This is a genomic window from Ruegeria sp. AG6 (assembly GCF_056541565.1).
The window spans coordinates 1-21,129 of record NZ_JBQFYQ010000012.1; the positions used below are offsets into that span (position 1 = coordinate 1).

The 21,129-nt window shown below is 60.2% G+C and carries 17 protein-coding genes; 10 read left to right on the forward strand and 7 right to left on the reverse strand.

Going from position 1 to position 21,129, the window contains the following annotated elements:
* Positions 1–134 precede the first annotated feature (134 nt).
* Both ACR0I0_RS18245 and ACR0I0_RS18250 read left to right on the forward strand, forming a co-directional pair.
* A complete protein-coding gene (locus ACR0I0_RS18245; protein ID WP_171637963.1) occupies positions 135–1,190 on the forward strand; it encodes a tyrosine-type recombinase/integrase in 1,056 nt (351 codons plus the stop codon).
* Positions 1,191–1,654: 464 nt separating this feature from the next.
* Positions 1,655–1,867: a hypothetical protein gene (locus ACR0I0_RS18250; protein ID WP_171172364.1), complete on the forward strand. Its 213-nt coding sequence runs from the start codon at positions 1,655–1,657 to the stop codon at positions 1,865–1,867.
* 4 nt (positions 1,868–1,871) lie between these two features.
* Here the strand turns inward: ACR0I0_RS18250 and ACR0I0_RS18255 are convergent, their stop codons facing one another.
* Positions 1,872–2,879 (reverse strand): replication initiator protein A, encoded by a 1,008-nt coding sequence (locus ACR0I0_RS18255; RefSeq protein WP_480492470.1) that lies wholly within the window; start codon positions 2,877–2,879, stop codon positions 1,872–1,874.
* 401 nt (positions 2,880–3,280) lie between these two features.
* Here ACR0I0_RS18255 and ACR0I0_RS18260 point away from each other — a divergent pair, with 401 nt between their 5' ends.
* From ACR0I0_RS18260 to ACR0I0_RS18270, 3 genes are all read left to right on the forward strand, one after another.
* Positions 3,281–4,693 carry an AAA family ATPase gene (locus ACR0I0_RS18260; RefSeq protein WP_245223642.1) on the forward strand — a complete coding sequence of 471 codons (1,413 nt, stop codon included), beginning with the start codon at positions 3,281–3,283 and terminating at the stop codon, positions 4,691–4,693.
* Positions 4,694–4,770: 77 nt separating this feature from the next.
* The gene (locus ACR0I0_RS18265) at positions 4,771–5,787 is read left to right on the forward strand and encodes a ParB/RepB/Spo0J family partition protein (protein ID WP_171637959.1); all 1,017 of its coding nucleotides are present in this window, start codon (positions 4,771–4,773) and stop codon (positions 5,785–5,787) included.
* Positions 5,788–6,306: 519 nt separating this feature from the next.
* On the forward strand, positions 6,307–7,851 hold the full coding sequence (locus ACR0I0_RS18270; protein WP_480492471.1) for a YncE family protein: 1,545 nt from the start codon (positions 6,307–6,309) through the stop codon (positions 7,849–7,851).
* Between the two features lie 70 nt (positions 7,852–7,921).
* Here ACR0I0_RS18270 and ACR0I0_RS18275 read toward each other — a convergent pair whose 3' ends face one another.
* Positions 7,922–9,292 carry a nucleotide sugar dehydrogenase gene (locus ACR0I0_RS18275; protein WP_171637955.1) on the reverse strand — a complete coding sequence of 457 codons (1,371 nt, stop codon included), beginning with the start codon at positions 9,290–9,292 and terminating at the stop codon, positions 7,922–7,924.
* Between the two features lie 163 nt (positions 9,293–9,455).
* On the reverse strand, positions 9,456–10,547 hold the full coding sequence (locus tag ACR0I0_RS18280; RefSeq protein WP_209835477.1) for an NAD-dependent epimerase/dehydratase family protein: 1,092 nt from the start codon (positions 10,545–10,547) through the stop codon (positions 9,456–9,458).
* A gap of 171 nt (positions 10,548–10,718) precedes the next feature.
* Here ACR0I0_RS18280 and ACR0I0_RS18285 point away from each other — a divergent pair, with 171 nt between their 5' ends.
* From ACR0I0_RS18285 to ACR0I0_RS18295, 3 genes are read left to right on the forward strand one after another with little or no spacing between them, the layout of a single operon-like run.
* Positions 10,719–11,690 (forward strand): NAD-dependent epimerase/dehydratase family protein, encoded by a 972-nt coding sequence (locus ACR0I0_RS18285; RefSeq protein ID WP_171725045.1) that lies wholly within the window; start codon positions 10,719–10,721, stop codon positions 11,688–11,690.
* A 13-nt stretch (positions 11,691–11,703) separates the two neighbouring features.
* The gene (locus ACR0I0_RS18290) at positions 11,704–12,483 is read left to right on the forward strand and encodes a class I SAM-dependent methyltransferase (protein WP_170347056.1); all 780 of its coding nucleotides are present in this window, start codon (positions 11,704–11,706) and stop codon (positions 12,481–12,483) included.
* Positions 12,480–14,021, forward strand: coding sequence for a GMC oxidoreductase (locus ACR0I0_RS18295; protein WP_480492472.1), 1,542 nt, complete (start codon positions 12,480–12,482; stop codon positions 14,019–14,021). The genes ACR0I0_RS18290 and ACR0I0_RS18295 overlap by 4 nt, the downstream gene beginning before the upstream one ends.
* A 3-nt stretch (positions 14,022–14,024) precedes the next feature.
* Here the strand turns inward: ACR0I0_RS18295 and ACR0I0_RS18300 are convergent, their stop codons facing one another.
* From ACR0I0_RS18300 to ACR0I0_RS18315, 4 genes are read right to left on the reverse strand one after another with little or no spacing between them, the layout of a single operon-like run.
* Entirely contained in the window at positions 14,025–14,774 is a 750-nt protein-coding gene (locus ACR0I0_RS18300) for a polysaccharide deacetylase family protein (RefSeq protein WP_210093874.1), read from the reverse strand.
* Positions 14,775–14,776: 2 nt separating this feature from the next.
* Positions 14,777–16,216: a protoporphyrinogen/coproporphyrinogen oxidase gene (locus ACR0I0_RS18305; RefSeq protein ID WP_480492473.1), complete on the reverse strand. Its 1,440-nt coding sequence runs from the start codon at positions 16,214–16,216 to the stop codon at positions 14,777–14,779.
* Positions 16,213–17,187 carry a lysylphosphatidylglycerol synthase transmembrane domain-containing protein gene (locus ACR0I0_RS18310; RefSeq protein WP_480492474.1) on the reverse strand — a complete coding sequence of 325 codons (975 nt, stop codon included), beginning with the start codon at positions 17,185–17,187 and terminating at the stop codon, positions 16,213–16,215. Before ACR0I0_RS18310 ends, ACR0I0_RS18305 begins: the two co-directional genes overlap by 4 nt.
* A gap of 1 nt (position 17,188) precedes the next feature.
* Entirely contained in the window at positions 17,189–18,115 is a 927-nt protein-coding gene (locus ACR0I0_RS18315) for a glycosyltransferase family 2 protein (protein ID WP_171120566.1), read from the reverse strand.
* A gap of 307 nt (positions 18,116–18,422) precedes the next feature.
* Between ACR0I0_RS18315 and ACR0I0_RS18320 the strand changes: the two genes are divergently transcribed.
* Positions 18,423–19,859: a lipopolysaccharide biosynthesis protein gene (locus ACR0I0_RS18320; RefSeq protein WP_480492475.1), complete on the forward strand. Its 1,437-nt coding sequence runs from the start codon at positions 18,423–18,425 to the stop codon at positions 19,857–19,859.
* A complete protein-coding gene (locus ACR0I0_RS18325; RefSeq protein ID WP_171725040.1) occupies positions 19,860–21,128 on the forward strand; it encodes a glycosyltransferase in 1,269 nt (422 codons plus the stop codon).
* Position 21,129: the final 1 nt, after the last annotated feature.

Consider the following 21,129-nt stretch of genomic DNA (forward strand, 5'->3'; position numbering starts at 1 on the left):
TACCATTATTACGCTCATTATCTTTTGATTTTGTTTACTTGTTGTTCGAGCCAAATATCTTTCTTTCATACCCAATAAGTACCCCTTATCAGATGTGATTGATTTCCCGCCGATTTGCGCGCAGAGTGGCCGCCATGAAGCCCCCTGCCCCATATCTCCCCGCCGCCGCCCCTGCCCTGTCGCAGGCAGATCAGGACGCGCTGAGTGATCTTTATATCCGCGGCACCCCCGCCAATACGCTGCGGGCTTATGAACGCGATCTGATCTATGTGACGGCGTGGAAAATGGCGCGCTTCGGGGTGGCGCTGGACTGGCCCGAAAGTGAGGCCACGGCGCTGGCCTTCATCCTTGATCATGCGCGCGATCTGGGTGATGCGCCCGATGAAGATATTGCGCGTCAAACCGCGGAGGTGCTGATTGCGCGGGGGCTGCGCAAATCGCTGGCCTGCCCGGCGCCGTCGACGCTGGACCGGCGCATTGCCTCCTGGCTGGCCTTTCACCGGATGAAGAACCTGACCAGCCCGTTTGATGCGCCGCAGGTGAAACAGGCCCGGGCCAAGGCGCGCCGGGCGGCCGCCCGGCCCCCTGCCCCGAAATCCGCCCATCCCATCACCCGTGGCGTGCTGGAACAGTTGCTGGCCACCTGCCGCGGCTCGCGGCGCGATTGCCGCGACCGGGCGATCCTGATGCTGGGCTGGGCCAGCGGCGGGCGCCGCCGGTCCGAGATCACCGGATTGATGCGCGAGGACGTGTCGCTGAAGGAGTTCGACACATCCGGCGTCGCCTGGCTGTCGCTGCTGGAAACCAAGACCACGGCCAAGGGAGAGACGCCACGCCTGATCCTGAAAGGCCGCGCCGCGCAGGCGCTGGTGCATTGGATCGAGGTTGGTGAGATTACAGGTGGCCCGCTATTCCGCCCCATCTCCAAGGCGGACCGGGTGCTGAAACGCCGCCTGACCCCGGATGCAATCTATCAGATTGTCAAACATCGTCTCAGGCTGGCCGGATTGCCCGAGGATTTCGCCTCGCCGCATGGATTGCGGTCTGGCTTTCTGACCCAGGCCGCGCTGGACGGTGCGCCGATCCAGGCCGCCATGCGCCTGTCGCTGCACCGATCTGTGGCGCAGGCGCAGAAATACTATGACGACGTGGATATCGCCGAAAACCCGGCGACGGATCTGTTGGGGTAGATCCAAGCGCCCTTCTGGCGGCATGGGGCGAAGCTCTGTTCGCGCCTCTCTCCGTTTGGCACTCTGATTGAGTCCCGGGCGTTTGCTTGCCTTTGAATAAGGCCATCGGAAAAGCACGGAAGAATTGGCGGCACCGGTCAAAATGGCCATGGGCGAAACCGGCTGCATTCTGAAATCAAGATAGGCGGACCTTTGCACGTCTTGACGAACCTCCATTGCCATAAATGGCTGCCCCTCATAAGTTACACATCAGAAAAGCAAGACATGTTCATGTCTCAACAAAAAAACACGCAGTGTCGCACGAGTAGTGGAGCAATGCTCCTTCCGGTAAAAATAACCAAATTTTAACCTCTGGTGGTTCAAAGTTTTGCCATGATTTCATCGCGGAATCATTTTGGGCATCTGCTCAATGGCATGACGGCGCCCACCTGGGTTTGACCAGACCAAGACCATAGCCGGAGGACTTGGAGAAGATGATTGGAATTATCGGGATAGCCATTCTAGTTGGCCTGTGCGCCGGCGGGTTTGCTTTGATTTCCGGTGCGTCCATCCTGATGGCTCTGGGCAGCTACATCCTCTTTGGCTGGCTGTTCATCATTGCAGCCCTCATTGTTATCGGCGCTGTCAAAATCGTGAAGACACGCGTGCAGAAACAAAACCCCGCCTATTCCAGCTAAGCGCCTAGTCCCGTCCGGCGACCCTTTTGGCCACATAGCCCAGAAACGCCCGCTGCGGATTTCTGATCTGTGGGCGGCCTGACGCGGCCCAATAAGCCAGCCAATCCGCTTCCAGCGCATAGACATCGTGGCCAGGCGCCATCGCCCTGGCCTCCTCCAGCGCCTGCGGCGGCAGGATCGGCTTGTCCGGTCCCTCGACCAACTGACCCCGGCGCGAGAACCGGATCAGGTCGCCCGGCTCTTCGGTCATCTCATAATCGGGCAGGTGATCGGCTGCGATCATGTCACGGATCATCTTGCGGAACACCCGCCGGGGCGAGGCCGAGCCGGACTTTTTCAACAGCACCTCGACCGAGATCCGCCACTCGGGCTGACGCCCGCAATGTTTGCGTGCCAGCTCATAAATCCGCCGTTCCAGCGGTTTGCGCAGGCGGAAGTAATCGCGGCTGAGGGTCAGCACCGATTTCGCCAGCACCGCGCGGAACAGCCAGTCCGACAGTTTCACGCTGACGCTGGCCATCCGCCCCGCCCTTGTGTGACGCACGATTTCCCAGCTTTCGATCAGGCCGAACCCCGTGGTGGTTTCCGTTTCACCGGTCACAATGTTCGTGGTGATCCTTGTGCCGGCCAGCCGCTCGAACGCTTCGCGCAGACGCTTGTAACCGTCACCGCTGGTTTCGCGGTTGGTGGCCACCAGCAGATCATGCGCCTTCAGATGCAACACCCGGCTGACAGTCCGGCCCGCATTGATCGCCGCCATCAGCTGGCTGATGCAAAAGATCAGGATGTCCTTGTCGTGGATCGTCGCCAGACCGCGCACCGAAGGCGTCACCGTGATCTCGACCCCGTTATGTTCGTAATTGAGGATGCGCCGGTCCGGCCGGGTCGAGAGCGAAAACATAGGATGCTCCATCGAACCCATATCTGTCTTGGGCAGCGCATCGAAGATATCGCATACAAAAAAATCGCCCGTTGGGTGCCGGTCAGGCAACAACGCCCCTGACCCGCTCATACTGCCCTGCCCATATGTCCTGCCCGAATCTTTGTTCGTGGTTTTATTGACGCTCACCGTAGAGTTATCCACAGGATGCGTAAAGCCGCCGGAACGTGGGTTCAGAGTCACTGCAACGTGGGATCAGAGTCACCCTATCGTGGGATCAGATTCAGTATGATCTACAAGAAATACAAAAACCGCTTTTTTTTCTTACACTTAATAGAATTCAAATTCAGCCGTAACTAATAAGATAACAGGATTCTAACTGAACATTTTTTTGCTATAGGCCCAAAAGCAGCGTCTCGAAGGCTTTCTACCCCTTAATTTTGCTTAGAAAATCCGGTTTTGTGCTCATAATGCTTTCACGTGCTTCCTTTTGTGGTATATTGTCGAAAACATAGCACATGGGCAGTATTTCAATGCGAGCAGCAACGTCCGAGGGGCTTCCCCCGTATTTCAATATCGACCCGGATCTGGCCTATGCTGAACTGGGCGACCCAACCGGAACACATGAGTTCTCGCAAATCGCGGATGCCTGTGCGCGGGGGCGTAGCGACTTGGCGAACCGGGGGCTGGAAGAAAACGGTCAGAAAAAGCTGCGCCTGTTTTCGACCTGGGAAATCACCAAATATCTGATCCCTGTCGCGCCCGCTCATTTTCGCCGGGTCCTGAAAGGCAATCCGGATTTGCCCCAGGGACAGTCCGAAACCGAAGGCGGTGCCAAGTGGTTTACGCTGGATGAGGTTCTGCGGCTGCGGGCGCATTTCGCCTCGGAAGGATCCAAAGCGAAAGAATACCGCCCCTACCGCCCCGAGGGTCTGCCCGCCAAGATCGTGTCCGTGGCCAATTTCAAGGGCGGTGTTGGCAAAACCTCGACCTGCGCGCATCTGGCCATGTCGGCGGCTCTGGACGGTTACAAGGTGCTGGTCATCGACCTGGACAGCCAGGGTTCGATGACGTCGATCTTTGGCGGCAAGGTCAGCGATGAATGGCAGACGGTGTTCCCCTTGCTTGCCCGCCACTACGCCACCCATCTGCGCCGGGACAATCAGGGACGTCTTGACCGGGGTGAGGCCCCGCATCCGATCGACGATACCCTGTCCGAGGCGCTGAAGACCCGCAGCAGCGATCTGATCCAAACCACCCACTGGCCGAATATCGATCTGATCGGAGCGCAGCTGAACCTCTATTGGGCGGAATTCCAGATCCCCGTCTGGCGAATGCAGGGCCGCAGCTGGAAGCTGTGGGATGCGCTGACGGATACGCTGGACGAAGATGGGGTGCTGGACGATTACGATATCATTTTCATCGATACCCCTCCCGCCCTTGGCTATCTGACGATCAACGGGCTGGCCGCCTCGGATATCCTTCTGGTGCCCATGGGGGCCTCGTTCCTGGAGTTCGACTCCACAGGGCGCTTCTTTGACATGCTGCATTCCACCTTCCAGTCCATCGAGGATGGCGAGAACATGGCCGCCCGCGCCCTGGGGCGGCCCGAGATGGCGTTTCAGTGGGATGCGGTGCGCACGATCATCACCCGCTATGACGGCAGCCAGCAGGCGGAACTGGCCGGGCTGATGCAGGCCTATCTGGGCCGGACCCTGTCGCCGCACTGGCAGGGCTACACGGCGCTGATCGGTCAGGCGGGGGAACAGGTCAACGGTATCTACGAGGCCGATTACCGCGATTTCAACCGCGAGACCTATGTGCGCGGGCGGGAAACCTTTGATGCCACCTATGCCTCGTTCAAGAAGCTGCTGATCGGCGTCTGGCGGGGCGAAGAACGGGCCCGGCAGGCCGAAGAGGCGGGAACACCGGAATTGTCGCTCTGAGCGCGATGTTTCGCGCGCGAAACACGCCTGCCACGTCCCGAAACAGAGTCTGATCCGCGCAGGAAAAGGAGAAACCAATGGCAAAACGTAAACGACTGACCCCTGCCCGACCGGATTATCTGGAAGACAACCGCCCTGCCCCCGGGCTGAATCCCATGTTCCCCACAGACGCCCCCCGGACCACGCCGCCGGTTGCGCAGGTGGCCGGGGCCACGGCGGCTCAGGCGGCGCTGGAAGAGCTGTCCGGAGAATTGCGTGCCGCGCGGGCCGAAGGGCGCTTGGTGCAGGATCTGCCATTGGACGCCATCGAGGAAGCCTATCTGGTCCGTGACCGTATGGCGGCCGATGACGCGGATATGGAGGCGCTGAAGGAAAGCCTGAAGGCCCGTGGCCAGCAAACCCCGATCGAGGTCGTGGAACTGGAGGGCGGGCGGTACGGGTTGATCTCGGGCTGGCGGCGTCTGACAGCGCTGCGAGCTTTGGCGCAGCAAACGGGCGAGGCCCGCTTTGAGACCGTGCGTGCGTTCCTGAGGCAGCCGCAGAGCGCATCTGATGCCTATGTGGCCATGGTCGAGGAAAATGAAATCCGCGTCGGGCTGAGCTATTATGAGCGCGCCCGGATCGTGGCGCGCGCGGCAGAGCAGGGCGTTTACCCGGATGAGACTGCGGCCCTGCGCGGGTTATTCGCCTCGGCCAGCCGGGCGAAGCGATCCAAGATCGGGTCTTTCATCGCGATCTATCACGCGCTGGATGACCATCTGCGCTTTGCGTCAGCTATTCCTGAACGGTTGGGGTTGTCGATTGCGAAAGTTCTGAAAGAGGAGGCAAAAGCAGCTTCCTTGATCACCACCGCTCTGCGGAAGGCCGCGCCTCAGAGCGTGGAAGCCGAGATTTCAGCTCTGACCCGTGCAGTGAACGGCCTGGGGTCGAATGGGGAAAACCCACCTGCTGCCAAGCCCCCCCTGAAAGAGACATTCGGCGGCATTCAGTTGAAACAGAGTCGAAACGGTGCACAGGTCACCCTGTCCGGCGAGGGAATGTCCGAGACATTTCTTGCGGAGCTGAAAGCCTGGCTGCACGCGCGCGGCACATGATGTTTCGCGCGCGAAACAGAGGCTGAGAGGCCTGGTTCTCTTGTAGCACGCTGCACGCTCGATTTTTTGCGGGCATTACGTCGTGACCCAGAAAGAGATGGGCCCTGATCCTGGAGCCACCACCCGATATAGCCAGGAACATCAACGATCAAAAGTCCGCGCCAGAACCGGTTGCATTGGTGTGCTCATGGCACTTGGTGAGATTGTTTTTGGTATTGAGATGCCACGATTTGCTGCGCTTGCGGGGATAATGCCGTTAAAGCCAAACTGTAATTCGTTGTTTTTTTTTGGGAAATAGGGGAGTATCCGGATTAGCTTTACCAGGAAGGGCGCAGACGTCCGATTTGGATCGTTGAAGGCAGCTTGGATTCGACGCTCAGGGATAGCCGCTTTTTAGTCTGCTACGCCCCCCTATTGCGCGCATTTGTGAACCACATGTGTCAGGGGTCATTTGGCGTTAAGGGTCGGTAATACGCTCGAAGGAGGAATCAAAATGAAAGACTTAAAGCAAACAAAGCCATGAAGAACTCGTATGTCTTCATTCGCTTGGCTTTACCTCTGCTGATTTTTTTAGGGGTTCTCATATTCCGAGACGCTCTCGTGGATTTTCTGGAGACTACGACTGGTAGTTTGGGTTTCATGCTGCGTTTAATCGGGGGCATTTCAACCGTTTGGGAAAGAGCTCTGCTGTTTGTATTGATTGTCCTGGCTTTGGGTGCTGTGATCTTCCTGCTTTCCCGTTTCTTACCAAAACGCATCAGGTCACTTGCGTTGTTTGTCCTTGTCGTGGCAGGCGTCAGCTGGGCGTTGTATCCATGGACGGGACGTGACGCAGTTGTGCTTGGCGTTGTCAGCGGTGGGGTTTTGATTGCGAATTCCGGGGTGTTCTGGGCGCAATATCTTCGTAAGCCGGTGTCCGCCAGATTAATTGATGCAGTGATGATCTGCGCGGTTGGTCTGGCCGAAATATTGTTTCCGCGCCCCTACTATCTTTGGATAAGATGCAAGCTTGGTTCAGATGCACCACGCAAAGAGCCCGGTTTTGGACGCTACATTCCTGGTGTTGTTGTCGCCTCTGCTCTCATCGTTGTTTTTTTTCCTTTTCCGAGGTTGGCAGAAATTGGACAAAACCTGTTTATGTCCCCTCAGGCCAAAGTCATTTTCGGCCCGCGTTTCGGAATTTACACAAAGTACGATATAACTTCGATGGTGTTTGATCCTGTTTCAGGTCAGCTTTTTTTATGCGGAAACGGGACAAATACGTTGCTGGTGCTGCTCCCCGAAACTCAAGAGGTAAACGATACGGGGATCATAACCGACAAAACTCAATTCTGTGTTTTTGACCCTGGCCGCAGGCAAATATCTTTCGCCAATCGGGCTGCTGAGAAGTTGGTTTTAGTGGATGTTGAAAGCCGCAAGATCGTGTCCGACCGTGCGTTGGGAACGTTGCCCCCTGGGGAAATTATTATGGGTTACAATTCTTCGGAAAACGTTCTTATTGCAGCGTCCGAAGCCGCAGAACGGGCGGAAGATATAGACTCGGTGCAAATATTCGATGCCAATAGCCTGGCGCGCAAGTTGACACTGGACGTGGATCCCGGAAATCTGATCACCCATCCTCTTAAACCAATTATGTATGTGAATTTTTTCTTCCGTGATGAAGGCGTACATGCTTTCAACCTGAGGAATGGAGAGCTGCTCGCCAGCAGTCCTTCGGACGACCGCAGTGACCGATCTACGGTTGACGTTTCACGAGAAGAATTGCTGGTGACCTCGCCGGTGCACGCGCGTATTCAGGTCTTTGATACGACCACTTTGGCATCAAAGAACAGCTTTCCCACTGTATTTGGCGCGCGCGGGTTGGCATTGGATGCAGAGCGTGACCTGCTTTTGGTCGGAAGTATATTGACGAACCAGGTTGACGTGGTTGATCTGAAGACTCGAAAATCTCTGCGGCGTTACAGGCTTGGGCCCTGGCTGCGCGATATCGTCATCGATCCCGAGAGCGGGACAGCCTATGTTTCTTCGCGCTTTGCGGTTTATCAATTGAATTACCTAGAGTGATTTGCCGTCGGAATGCGCAATCCCACCGAGTGTTCCGAAGGTATAGACACCCCCGCCGACCACAAGACGGTCACATCTTGACCAAGCGCCCGTCTGCCACCCTGATCCCCTGCTTTTCAAAGACGTTGCGCGTGTCAAAGACCAGCGCGGCCTCGCGCGCGACCAGACCATAATCCGGGGCGCTGTGATCGGTGATTACGGCCACCGCCGCATAGCGTTTCAGGTTGTCCGCCGTCAGTGGCTGGGATGTCCGGCCCGCAAGCTGCGGGTATTCGCCACCTTCGGGCAGGCGGGGGAAATACGGATCGTGATAGTCAATCTCGGCCCCCAGCTTTTCCAGCTCGTCCAGCAGCACCAGCGCCGGGCTGCGGCGGGTATCCTCGACATCGCGCTTATAGGCGATGCCCATCAGCAGAATGCGCTGTCCGGTCAGGGGTTGCCCGGTTTCCGCCAATGCAGACCCGTTGCGCGCGGCCAGTTCCGCCGCCATCCGTGCCGCCAGCATCGACGGAACGGCGTCATTGCTGGAGCGGGCCAGATTGATCAGCGGCGTATCAGATCCTGCATCCGCGGCGCGCCAGGCCAGATAGGCCGGAGACACCGGGATGCAGGCCCCACCAATTCCAGGACCGGGATAGAAGGGCATAAAGCCGAACGGCTTGGTCGCCGCAGCCTCGATCACTTCCCAGACATCCACGTCCATTGCTTCAAGCGCGGTCTTCAATTCATTGACCAGCGCGATATTGACGGTGCGAAAGCTGTTTTCGACCAGCTTCACCGCTTCGGCCGTGGCGGCCGAACTGACCGGTACGGCGCTGGTGACGATGGCGCGATAGAAATCCTCGACCAGTTGCCGCGACAGCGGATCGTCGGCGCCGACCACCTTGGGGATACTGTGCGTGTCGAACTTGTCATTGCCGGGGTCTTCGCGCTCGGGCGAGAAGGCCAAAAAGAAATCGGAACCTGCCCGCAAACCGCCCGCTTCGAGGATCGGCTGAACCAGCGTGGTCGTGGCGCCGGGCCAGACGCTGCTTTCCAGCACCACCATCTGACCGGGGCGCAGATGCTGTGCGATGGTCTGCGCGGCGGCGGCGACAAAACGCATGTCGGGATCTTGTGCGTCGGTCAGCGGGGTCGGCACACAGATCAGGATGATATCGGCCTCGGCCAGTGCTGCGGCGTCCTGCGTTGCGCGAAAGCGCCCACTCTCTACCGCGTGTGCGATCCGATCCGGTGCCAGATACGAGATGACCTGACCCCCCTGATTGATCCGCGCCACCCGGTCGGGGTTGAGATCAACGCCGGTGGTATCAAACCCTTCATCATAAGCCGTCAGCGCCAGCGGCAGGCCAACATAGCCCAGCCCGACCACGGCAACCCGCGCATCGCGCGCCGCGATAAGCTGCTTGAGGGATTGATGGTGCGAGGTTTCGTAGTTCATAATCTATCCTGATCGTACAAAGTCACACTGAATTAAAATTAGCTTAGCAGATTGGAAACCTTCTCTCTTCATCGGATAGGACAGATCGGGAACGAAGCCAACTAATTTGTCGTTCCCGGCAAAGACCCGGAATGGGTGTTTCCAAAAACAAGGCAGTCTTGAATCAGCGTGCCGATTGTTTTCGCATATGCTCGATCCATTCGTCGAAGGAAACACGAGGCACATACCCGATCTGATCCTGTGCATATCGGGTTGAAACCTCTGGCTGACCGGCAAAAAGTCTGCGTCCCGCCATGTCAGGCATCACGGGCCGGGGTTTTGCTAGCCGGGCCTGAACGGACCGTGCCCAGTCTGCGGCGGCCTCGACCCGGCGGCGCCCGACAAGGCGGCGCAGATGCGCGCTGAGCTGCCCCGCCAGAGAGGGGCCTGCGGGCGCATTGCCATTGGGCGACGGGGGCGGGGCCGGGTTCGCAGCCGGATCAATCCGCACCTCTCCGCATCTGGCAAGGCGGGCATAGCCTTCGAAAAACGTCTTCCACCCCAGCGTGTCCGGTCCGCTGATCAGGTATCGCTCGACCCCGGTCCGGGGTGATGAGGCCGCGCGCAGGGCGGCCTGTACCACGTCATCGACATGCACGGCCGGGCATTGTCCGGGCGGGTCGGGCAGGATGATGCCGCCCCTGCGCATCATCGCCAATGGCCCGTTGGTCCAAAGTGCACTGCCGGGCCCATAGACGATGGTCGGCTGCAAGATGGCGGCGTCGCATTTCCCCTGCAACAGTCTCTGTTCCATCGCAATTTTGGCACCGCGATAGCTTTGTACATCTTCCGGCGTGATCGGGTTGCGTTCGGTGATCGGCCCGTTGGGCCAGCTGTCATAGACCACGGCGGAACTCAGATGCACGATACGGTTGCAAGACCCGTCTTCGGCGGCTTTGGCAAGCGCGTCGAAGGCTGCAAGGTTGTCCGCGCCGGAGGCCCGGAAATCATAAGCCAGATGAAACAGAGCCGCCGCACCGTCCAGCGCCTGCGTCAGAGCCGGGCCAGGGTGCAGCGGGCAAACCAGTGCCTTTGCTCCGGCCTGTTCCAACGTGGCAGCCCCGTGGCGTGTGCGCAGCAAGGCGGTCACGTCACATCCCAGTTTCAGCAGCGCATCGATCAGGCGCCGGCCGATAAAGCCGGTGGCGCCGGTCACGACCACGCGCTGGCCTGCAAGCCCGTCGCCGGGGCGGGGGTCCACGTGTTTTTCGGTCATGTCCGCAGGTTCAACATTCTTAATGCGTTGTGCAACAATTCAGCCCTTTTTCCAAAACTGTGCAGGCCCGGCCTGTCAGCGCACCATAGCGGTATCTACCATTTGGTGGCCACCGATCCCTATGCTAAGCCTGTGGCATTAGAGTGGATTCTGTTGGTACGAGGGTTTTTCATGCAAATTTTGATCACGGGCGGGGCCGGTTTTATCGGATCACATCTGGCCGAGCGCCTGATTGGCAATGGGCATGAGGTGACGGTGCTGGATGACCTGTCCACCGGATCGCTGCAAAACCTGTCTTCCGTTCAGGATCATTCCGCCTTTCGTTTTGTCGAAGGCAGCGTTCTGGATGCCACATTGGTCGAGGAACTGGTCGGGGCTGCTGACGCGGTGTTTCACATGGCCGCCGCGGTCGGGGTCAAGCTGATCATGGATCAGCCCAGCCAGTCGATTGCGACCAATGTGGACGGCACGCAGAACGTGTTGCGCGCGGCCCTGCGCCACAAGCCCCTGGTCTTCATCGCCTCCAGTTCCGAGGTCTACGGCAAGGCATCGAAGTTCCCGTTCAACGAGGATGACGACCTAACGATTGGCGCCACAAGCATTCTGCGCTGGTCTTATGCCTGCGCCAAAACGCTGGATGAGTTCATGGCACTGGCCTATGCGCGCGAGGTTGATCTACCGGTGATCGTCCTGCGCTTTTTCAACACGACCGGTCCGCGCCAGACCGGGCGTTATGGCATGGTTGTTCCGAACTTCATCGAAGCGGCGCTGACGGATCAGCCCATTCAGGTTCATGGCACCGGCGAGCAATCGCGCTGTTTCAGCCATGTGGCCGATGTGATCGAGGCGCTTGTGCGTCTGCTCGATGTCCCCGAAGCCCGGGGGCAGGTCTTCAATATCGGTGGTGAACAGGAAGTGACGATCCGGGGGCTGGCCGAAAAGGTCATCGCGATGACGGGCTCAACCTCGGAAATCCGGCTGGTGCCTTACGAAGAGGTCTATCCCGAAGGGTTCGAAGACATGGCCCGCCGTCTGCCCGATGTGTCCAAGCTGCGGCGGTTCACCGGGTTCAGCCCGGCGCGCACGCTGGATGATATCATCGCCGATATCATGGCCGAGAAACGCGCCAAAGCCTACGCATGAAGAGCCAAACACGATGACACCGGGACAAAGAGTTGAAAAGCTGGTGCGCGACACCGCGACCGTGCTGCTGCCGGACCGGCTGCGCAAATGGATCCGTAAACAACAACGGTTGCACAATCTTCAGTCGGTGCCGGTTGGGTCGGTCGATTTCGGCGGCTTACGGCGATTGTCGCCGATCAGTGCCGTGTTCGGGCAGGATCGCGACCTGCTGACCATCGAACGCCATTACATGGAAGAATTCCTGCAAAACCACAGCGACGATATCCGTGGCCGGGTTCTGGAATTCGGCGATCCGGCCTATACGAAGAAATTCGGCGGTGACCGGGTCACGCAGGCGGATGTACTGAGCTATGTCGAGGGCAATCCACAAGCGACCATCGTGGCGGATATCACCGATGCGCCGCATATTCCCGACAACAGTTTCGACTGCATCATCATCACCCAGACCCTTCAGATGATCTTTGAGGTCGACAAGGCGATTGCAACGCTGGAACGCATTCTGAAACCCGGTGGCGTGGTGCTGTGCACCTCGCATGGGATGACCCGTGTGGCGCGGCGCGAAGGCGTGGATGACTGGGGCGAATACTGGCATTTCACCAGCCAGTCCAAGCGCCGCCTGTTCCGGGCGGTCTTCCCGGCAGAGAATGTCGAGGTGTCGACCGTTGGCAACGTCTTTACCTGCATCTGCAACCTGCATGGCCTTGGGGCCAGTGAAATTGCGCCCGAAGAACTGTCCACCCATGATCCTAACTATGAAATGCTGGTTCTGGTCCGGGCAGTAAAGGCGCAGTGAGCGATCTTGTCATAGGGTCCGGGCCTGCCGGGGTTTCCGTCGCCCGGGCCTTGCTGGCGCGAGGGCGAAACGTCACGATGCTGGATGCCGGGGTGGAACCAGGGCCCGGGGTCACGGACCGGGTGCAGCAGATGTCTCGAACACGCGCCGAAGACTGGAGTGCCGAGGCGCGTACAGCCTGGATGGAGCCTCAGTTTCAGGCCCTGGAGGGCGAGGTGTGGCGCTATGGATCCGGTTATGCGCTGGCCTCACCTGCGCGTACACTGGCGGAAGGGGCGGATTGGTTTGCTTTGCGCGCGTCGCGGGCGGCGGGCGGGCTGTCCAATGTCTGGGGCGCTGCGGTTTTGCCGTATCGGCAGGCGGATATCGACGACTGGCCCATAACGACCGATGATCTTGCCCCACATTACAGCGCGGTGGCGGACATAATGCCTGTGTCCGGGCAAAAAGATGGGCTGCAAGACCTCTTTCCCGCCTGCGATATGACAGGTCGAACTCCCATTCCGCCAACCGCGCAGGCCGAGATGCTGCTGGCCCGGTCCAGGCAGAAGGCGAAGGCATTGCAGGGGGTGGGAATGCATGTCGGTCTTGCGCGTCAGGCGGTTGGACCGGGATGTCAGACCTGTGGATTGTGTCTGCACGGGTGCCCGTGGTCGTTGATCTGGTCGGCTCGGCAGGCGCGTACAACACTGCAGGCAGAGCCGGGCTTTACTTACCGCGCGGATCACGTGGTGCGGCAGGTCCGCGAGGAAGGCGACGATGTTGTCGTCACTCTGGCAGATGGCAGCGATGTCCGCGGAAACCGGGTGTTTCTGGCCGCCGGGGTGCTGGAAAGCGCGCGTATCCTGTTGGCGTCACCCGGCTTGCGGGGCAAGGAGCTGGTGTTGAAAGACAGCCAGCAGGCCTTTCTGCCGATGCTGCACCGCTGGCGGGCACCCAGGCGGCCCGATGTTTTGCCCTATCAGACGCTGCCGCAGCTTTTTGCCGAACTGGATGACCCGACCGTGTCGCGGCAACTGGTTCACGCGCAGATCTATACCTGGAATGAATACTATGCCCGCGATCTGAAACAGAACTATGGCCGCCGGATACCCGGCAGCGGGCCGCTGCTTGAGGCGCTGGCCCGACGTCTGATCGTGGCGCAGGTTTTCCTGCATTCCGATCATTCGCATGAAATAGCCTTGCGTCTGGCAGAGGATGGGCGGTTACGCCCGGAACTGAACGAAAACCCCGCAACCGCCGAGACAATGCGCGCCGCGCTTGCGCGCTATGGCCGGGCCTTGCGGGGGCTTGGTCTGACCAGCCTGTCTTTTGCAGCGCGGTTCGGGGCACCGGGGGCCAGTTTTCATGTCGGAGGTGATCTGCCGATGTCGGATGACCCGGGCCCGGGTGAAAGCGATGTGCTGGGGCGCCCGCATGGCGCGACGCGCATTCACGTCGTTGATGCCTCTGTCCTGCCGACTATCCCCGCGACGACAATTACATTCAGTGTGATGGCGAATGCCCACCGGATCGGAACGCTTGCACCCGAAGCCTGACACTCAGTTGATGGGCAGCACCCTGCTCAGCCCGCTTCGCACGCCGCGCATCAGTTTGCGGGCCGCCAAATAGGCCCCGCCGCGCCCGGCAAGATGAGCCTGCCAGCGGGCGATGTCGGTGAAATAGAACATCTCGAGCCGCGGCAGGTCGTGTATATCATCGCCCGCTTTTGCCACGCCCAGCCTTGTGCCGACCGAGGTGTCGTAGTGCCGGGCGATCTGTGCGCGTACATTCGGGTTCGACGCGCCATAGGGCGGGGCGAAATGCCGGACGGGTTGACCAAGCCGGGCGGCAATATCCTGACCGGATCCGCTGACTTCATCCTCCAAGGTCTCTGCATCCAGCGTCGACAGATCGGGATGGCTGACACTATGCGCCCCGAAGCAAACCCCCTCACCGGCCAGTGTTTCGATCCGGTCCCATTCCATCAGCGGGCGGGGCGGGATGTTGCCCCCGGCCCAGCTGTCGGCGCCACCCATCAGGCCCGAGGGCAGATAGACGATCGGGCAGAAGCCATGTTCGCGCAGGATCGGCCAGGCGGTATCGGCGAAATCCTGGAACCCGTCATCGAAGCTGATGATGACCACACGGGGGGCAGGCGGGTTGGCCAGCGCGTCCGGCGTCACCACCGGCAGGCCGGACGCCGCCAGCGCCTGCATCTGTGCCGCAAAGATGTCGGGTGCGATCGAGGTTGGCCCCGGCGCGTCCGAGATCGAATGATACATCAGGATATCGGCCTGCCAGGCGGGCATGGTCAGTCTTCCACCACATGGGTGGCAAAGACCTCACGATAGCTGTTCCATTTCGCGCGGTCGATATTGCCCTTGTCGTCGATGCAATCCGCCGCGCCATAGGCCATGGCAAATGCGTGGTGCGTATTATCATGGGCGAACAGGCCCTGCCGTCCAAATACGAGCAATCCGTCCAGATCTGAGAGCCACTGATCAACCGTATCGAACCGGTCTTCATAGCCCACATCGTAGACCGGATAGGCATGGCTCAGCCGCCGGGTTTCGCAGCGGCGCACCGGCACGGTGACGGGCAGGCCCAGTTGCCCCAGCCATTTGGTGAATTCTTGCCCCAACTCCTCGTTGGACATGGACCACCATTTTTCATCCGGGTCGCAGGGCAACTCGGCGCACAGAACGGTGACGCCCTTCGGCGCGCCACTGGCGTTATAGTTCTTGGGCTCGGACATGCGGCTGATCGGGATCGACAGTTCCGGGAAATAATGCGCATCGAACTCGGTGAACTGGTCTGTCTCCAGCACCAGATACAGCAGGATCATGCCGCGGAAGCGGATGGCGCGGGCGGCCTCGACCACCTCTGCCGGAGGGTCGCTGATCAGGCGCGTCAACCCGGTCAGCGGGATGGTCGACAGGATCAGATCGCCGGTCAGGTGCCGCTCGCCCTCTTCGTCGCGGATCGTCAACCCGGTGATGCGATTGCCGTCCCGTTCGATGGCGGTGATTTCGGTATTGAACAGGAAGGTGGCGCCATTGGCCTCGGCACTGTTGCGCATCGCGTCCGAGATTTGCCCGAACCCCTTGCGCGGATAAAAGAACCGCCCCGCCGTTTCACTGCGCAGCCCCGGCAACAGGCGCAGCATCTTCATCAGGATCTTGCCGACCGATCCGCTGCCCACCCGACGTTCGGCCAGTTTCACCGCCAGCTTGTCCGGATCCAGCCCCCAAAGCTTGCGCACGTATGGGAAATAGAAATTGTCCGAAATCGTCGGCCCCAGCCCGTCATACAGCACGGTCGAGAATGTCTCGGGGCCTTCGCTTTTCTTGCGGAAGGGTTTCAGCACCATGTCGCCGATCAGCGACGCGGCAAAGGGTTTGGGCAGGCGCATCAGCGCATCGGTCAGTTTCAGCGGAAAGTGAATCCATTTGCCGCCCAGCCGGATGCGCCCGTGGCGGGGGCGCAGCAGCAGCTCGTCACCCAGCAGGGATTTCACATCGGCCAGAACCTCGGGCTCTGCCGCCGGATGAAACCTGTGCGAGCCGTAATCACAGATCACGCCCTCAATCGGGAATGAGGCCGAATTGCCCCCGGCACTGGGCGCGCGTTCGATCACGGTCACTTTCGCCTGCCCGGTCAGGGCATGGGCTGCGGCCAGACCGGCCGGCCCGGCGCCCAGAATGATGATTTCAGGCGTGTCGCCGCCATTGGGTCGGGAAACATCCGTCACTTGCACTCTTCCTTTTGGGGATTTGCCGGGGTGCTGAACCGCATTCCGGACATGGTCAGAACCAGCGCGCCAAACCCGCCCGCTGTAAACAACACAACCTGCCAGACCAGCCCGGCGGCCACGACAGCTGGGACGCTGGCGCCGAAGGGGGCCAGGAAACCGGCTAATGTGGCTTCGCGCAGGCCCAGCCCGTTCAAAGACACGGGCAGCACGGCGATGATCTTGGCCAGCGGCCAGGCGAAGATCCATGGCCCGGCGGCCACATCAACACCCGCCGCCAGGGCCAGCCACCAGGCCAGCAGGACCAGCAGCAACTGGATCAGCACAGATGTGATGAAAGCGACTGCCAGCGTGCCGGGTTTGCGGCCCATCCCGGCCAGTGCATCGGCCAGACGATGGGCAAACCCCTTGCCGGGCAGGGATGGGGCATAGCGCCAGGGCAGGGGCAGCAGGCGCGGCAAGGCGACCATACCCGCCAGCGCGGCCAGCAGGATCAGCGCCACTGGCCAGATCATATGCCCGCCCGCCGCGCTTTCCCATGTCAGGACCAGGCCCAGACAGGACAGGGTCAGCAGCGCCACCATGTCGATCAGCCGGTCAACGGTTGCGCCCGCAACAACCTGCGCGCCGTCCTTCATCGCCGCCTGCGCCAGACCGGCCCGCACCGTATCGCCGCCAATTGCACCGGGCAGGCACAGGTTGGCGGCGAGACCGGCAAAATGCGCCCGGATGGCCAGCAGGGGCGAAAGCCCCCGGTTCAGCAGCAGCCACCATTTCAGGGCCGCGCCAACATGGGCCAACAGGAACAGAACGAACACGGACAGGAAGACCCAGATCGGGATCGCCCTCAGCGCTGTTACGATTGCGTCGGCCGGCAGAATCCAGAACAGGATTGCCAGCACCAGAGCCGACCCGGTCACCCGGATCAGCCAGCGCCGTTGATTTGGGTCGGAAAGTATACCGCCGCTCATGTCACGGTCTGAGATGCAGCCGCGAGATCATGTCGGCGATCAGCCCCAGCGACCAGATCATGATCGCCGCCAGGAACGAGAACACCGCCGTTTCGCTGAGGTTCCAGTAGAACATATCGATAATGAACTTCACCGTGCCCAGCGTGAAAAACGCCAGCCCCAGCGGAATGAACACCCGCAGCGGATTGAACAGCGTGCTGATGCGCAGGATCAGGATGATGAAGTTCAGAAAGTCGATCGGCCGGATTTTCGATTTGCCCACCCGCTTGCCGTATTCAATCGGCGTATAGATCATCCGCTTGCCGTTTGAGGTCATGCACAGCGTGATCGTGGTGGTGAACGAGAAATTCTGTGGCAAGAGCGGCAGGAACGGGATCAGTTCGGATTTGCGAAACACCCGCAGGCCGGAATTCAGATCGTTGATCTTGCGCTCGGCCAGGAACGAGGCAAAGGCGAACAGGAATTTCTTGGCGGGCCGGCGCAGCAGCGGCACGTTCTTCATCGCCGCGCCCCGGTCGCCCACGACCATGTCCTGATCGCGGCACATGGCCAGCATTCCGGGCAGGTAGCGCGCGGGATAGGTGCTGTCGGCATCCAGAATGGCCACATATTCATGCTGCGCCATCCGCACCCCGCGCTTGAGGCTGGCGCCATAGCCGGAATTGACATCATTGAAGGTGACGGTGGCACCGCTGGCCTCGGCCTCGGCGCGGGTGTTGTCCTGGCTGGCATCGTCCACCACGATGATCTCGTAGGGAATGCCCAGCGGTTCGAGATGGGTGCGCACGTCTTCGACCGTGTGGCGGACGGCGTTTTCCTCGTTATAGGCGGGGATGACCACGCTCAGGCTCATGCCGGCGGTTTCCGATGCGATCAGCTCTTCGGGTGTGGTGCTGTTCGTCTCCATCGGCTCTGCGACTTTGTTCATGAAAATGAAAACCTTTTATTCACTCAATAATCCCTGCCCCAGCCCCCGCTGCAAGAATTGCGTGGCGCATGGAACGCGACGGGCATAATTCCCTGTATTGCGTATAGTATTCGAACACGTACAGACTGAACATAGACAATAAATTTGACCAAATTCGACCGTTAAGGCGTCAAGTTTGCAATTGCGCATACTGTGCGCAACAGGTGTGAGTGTTTGAGCCATGTGTCCATCGGCACTTGGCGGGGTTCGGGCAACAGGAAGGAAACGGGTGTCAGGGCGGCAGAGTTTCAGCAGCGGAGTTGCCTGGATGTCGGCCGGTATCTGGGTCGAGCAGGCGTTCAATTTCATCATTTTTGCCATTCTTGCCCGTATTTTAGGGGTCGAGGCCTTTGGTCTTCTGGCGATGGTTGCAGCCTTTGTGTTGTTTTCCGAATTCCTGGTGCGCGAAACGATTTCCGACATTCTGCTGACCCATGAGGCGCTGTCACCAGAGCGGTTGAACTCGGTTTTCTGGCTGTTGGCGCTGCTGGGGGGCGTGTTGACGGTTGTGCTGTATCTGGGGGCGGGGCCGGTCTCATATTTCTACAATGAGCCGGTTGCGCGTGAATTGTTGATCGGATTGTCCCCAACGGTGCTGATGATTTCACTGACGGCGGTGCCGGTTGCGATCCTGCGCCGGGAAATGCGGTTCCGTGTTCTGGCCATCCGTGCAGCGCTCGGCGCGGCGGTCGGAGGGGTCGTGGGCATTGGCATGGCGCTGGCGGGATACGGGGTCTGGAGCCTGGTCGGTCAGCGGCTGGCGATGACGGCCACCAATATCGTGATGGCCTGGGGGGCGGTCTCCTGGCGCCCGGCATTCCATGCGTCGCGGGATCACATGCGCAGGGTCTTGCATTTCAGTCACCGGATTCTGGGCCTGCGCGCGGCCGAACTGGCTGCGGTGCAATCGCCTGCGGTGATCATCGGCGCGATGCTGGGGCCGGTTCCGGCGGGGTATTATGCAATCGCCTGGCGCGTGATCGAGACCGCCTCGTTCCTGATTATCACACCGCTGCGCACCGTGGCGCAGCCTGCCTTTGGTGCGGCGGCGCGCGATGGTGGTCCGGCGACGGATTTGCTGATCGACGTCATGCGCCTGACCGGGTTTCTGGCCTTTCCGGCCTTTGCCGGGCTGGCGGTTCTGTCGGAACCGGCGCTGGTGCTGCTGTTCGGTCAGAAATGGGCTCCGGCGGCTCCGGTCCTGAGCCTGATGTCGGTGTTTGGCATGTATCTGTGCGCCGAAAAGGTGCAGCAGACCTTTTGTCTGGCGGCCGGTCAGCCCGGTCGTCTGGCGGTTCTGTCCTGGGTCGAGGTGGCGCTGGCGGCGGGGGTGATTGTGGTGCTGGCCCCGTATGGGTTGCCGGTCGTCACAGCCGGTTTTGTGGCTGTCTTTCTGCTGGTCTGGCCGCTCAAATTTGCCAATCTGGGGCATATTGCCGGGCTGTCCGGGCCGGCTTTGATGCGGCAGCATCTTGCGCCGCTTCTGCTGTCAGGGGGGATGGTGGCGGCCGTGCAGGGGGTCATGTGGCAACTGGACGGCCTGTCCCCGGCTTTGCTTTTACTTGCCGGTACGGTGACGGGTGTTCTGGCCTATGGTTTGCTGGCTTTTCTGTTCCAGCGGGACAGGCTGCGCCTGCTGGTTTCGATGCTTGGGCCGCAAGGCGGGCACCTGCCTGCGGCTGACACTCAAGGAATTGAGAGATAGATGAAATCGTTACGCATTTTGATGTTCACCACATTTTATCCCCCCTATTCCTTTGGCGGTGACGCCATCGGCATTCAGCGCATGGCGCGGGCGCTAGTGGCGCGCGGGCACGACGTGACGGTGGTGCATGACGAAGACAGCTATCTGATTCTGGGCGGCAAACCGCAGCCCGAAGGCACCCCTGACGGGGTGCGGCGGATCGGGCTGCGCAGCCGCAACGGCATGATGTCGAACCTGCTGACCCAGCAACTGGGCCGTCCGGTTGTCCATGCTGCCCGCATCCGCGAGTTACTGGCCGAGCGGAAGCCGGATATCATCTGGCACAACAACACATCCCTGATCGGCGGCCCCGGCCTGTTGCCGATGGGCGAGGGGTTGAAAATCTATGAAGCGCATGAACACTGGTTGGTCTGCCCCACCCATGTTCTGTGGCGGCATGGGCGCGAGCTGTGCGATGAGCGCCAGTGCCTGCGCTGCGTGTTGCAGCACAAACGTCCGCCGCAGCTCTGGCGGTATACCGGTGCGCTGGACCGGGCGCTGGATCACATGGATCTGATCATTGCCAAAAGCGAATTCAGCCGCGCCAAACATCGTGAATTCGGCCTGCGGCAGGACATGCAGGTGCTGCCCTATTTCCTGCCCGACCTGGATCAGAGCGCCTTGCCGGAACCGGCGGCGCAGGAACGCCCCTATTTCCTGTTTGTCGGGCGGTTGGAAAAGATCAAGGGGTTGCAGGATGTGTTCCCGGCCTTTGACCGCTATCCCGACGCGGATCTGCTGATCCTGGGTGATGGTGACTATGCGGATGAGTTGAAGGCACAGGCCGCAGGCAATGACCGGATCAAATTCCTGGGCCGCAAGACGCCGGACGAGTTGAACGCTTACTATCGTGGCGCACTGGGGCTGATCGTGCCCTCGGTCTGTTATGAAACCTTCGGCATCATCCTGATCGAAAGCTTCCGGCTGGGCACGCCGGTGATCGCCCGGCGGCTGGGTCCGTTCCCCGAGATCGTGGAGCGGGCAGGGGGCGGGGAACTGTTCGAAACCGAGGATGATCTGATCGCAGCCATGCGCCGTTTTCAGAACGGAGGTGCCGCGCGGGATCAGATGGCAGCAGCGGCGCGGCAGGGGTTTGAGACGCTCTGGCGTGAAGATCAGGTATTGGGCCGGTTCGGCGCGGCTTTCGCGCAGGCCGCGCATCGTGCAGGGCGGGCCGATCTGGCCCATGCCTTGGAAGCTGGTGCTTTCGAGAACGGCGCATCGGGCTGAC

What these genes read in the sequence shown, in the direction of transcription:
- ACR0I0_RS18290 (WP_170347056.1), top strand. Translation starts at nt 11,704, where the DNA reads ATGACACCGGGACAAAGAGTTGAAAAGCTGGTGCGCGACACCGCGACC.
- ACR0I0_RS18280 (WP_209835477.1), bottom strand. Translation starts at nt 10,547, where the DNA reads ATGACCGAAAAACACGTGGACCCCCGCCCCGGCGACGGGCTTGCAGGC.
- ACR0I0_RS18325 (WP_171725040.1), top strand. Translation starts at nt 19,860, where the DNA reads ATGAAATCGTTACGCATTTTGATGTTCACCACATTTTATCCCCCCTAT.
- ACR0I0_RS18310 (WP_480492474.1), bottom strand. Translation starts at nt 17,187, where the DNA reads ATGAGCGGCGGTATACTTTCCGACCCAAATCAACGGCGCTGGCTGATC.
- ACR0I0_RS18270 (WP_480492471.1), top strand. Translation starts at nt 6,307, where the DNA reads ATGAAGAACTCGTATGTCTTCATTCGCTTGGCTTTACCTCTGCTGATT.
- ACR0I0_RS18275 (WP_171637955.1), bottom strand. Translation starts at nt 9,292, where the DNA reads ATGAACTACGAAACCTCGCACCATCAATCCCTCAAGCAGCTTATCGCG.
- ACR0I0_RS18265 (WP_171637959.1), top strand. Translation starts at nt 4,771, where the DNA reads ATGGCAAAACGTAAACGACTGACCCCTGCCCGACCGGATTATCTGGAA.
- ACR0I0_RS18315 (WP_171120566.1), bottom strand. Translation starts at nt 18,115, where the DNA reads ATGAACAAAGTCGCAGAGCCGATGGAGACGAACAGCACCACACCCGAA.
- ACR0I0_RS18260 (WP_245223642.1), top strand. Translation starts at nt 3,281, where the DNA reads ATGCGAGCAGCAACGTCCGAGGGGCTTCCCCCGTATTTCAATATCGAC.
- ACR0I0_RS18255 (WP_480492470.1), bottom strand. Translation starts at nt 2,879, where the DNA reads ATGAGCGGGTCAGGGGCGTTGTTGCCTGACCGGCACCCAACGGGCGAT.
- ACR0I0_RS18320 (WP_480492475.1), top strand. Translation starts at nt 18,423, where the DNA reads ATGTCGGCCGGTATCTGGGTCGAGCAGGCGTTCAATTTCATCATTTTT.
- ACR0I0_RS18300 (WP_210093874.1), bottom strand. Translation starts at nt 14,774, where the DNA reads ATGCCCGCCTGGCAGGCCGATATCCTGATGTATCATTCGATCTCGGAC.
- ACR0I0_RS18285 (WP_171725045.1), top strand. Translation starts at nt 10,719, where the DNA reads ATGCAAATTTTGATCACGGGCGGGGCCGGTTTTATCGGATCACATCTG.
- ACR0I0_RS18245 (WP_171637963.1), top strand. Translation starts at nt 135, where the DNA reads ATGAAGCCCCCTGCCCCATATCTCCCCGCCGCCGCCCCTGCCCTGTCG.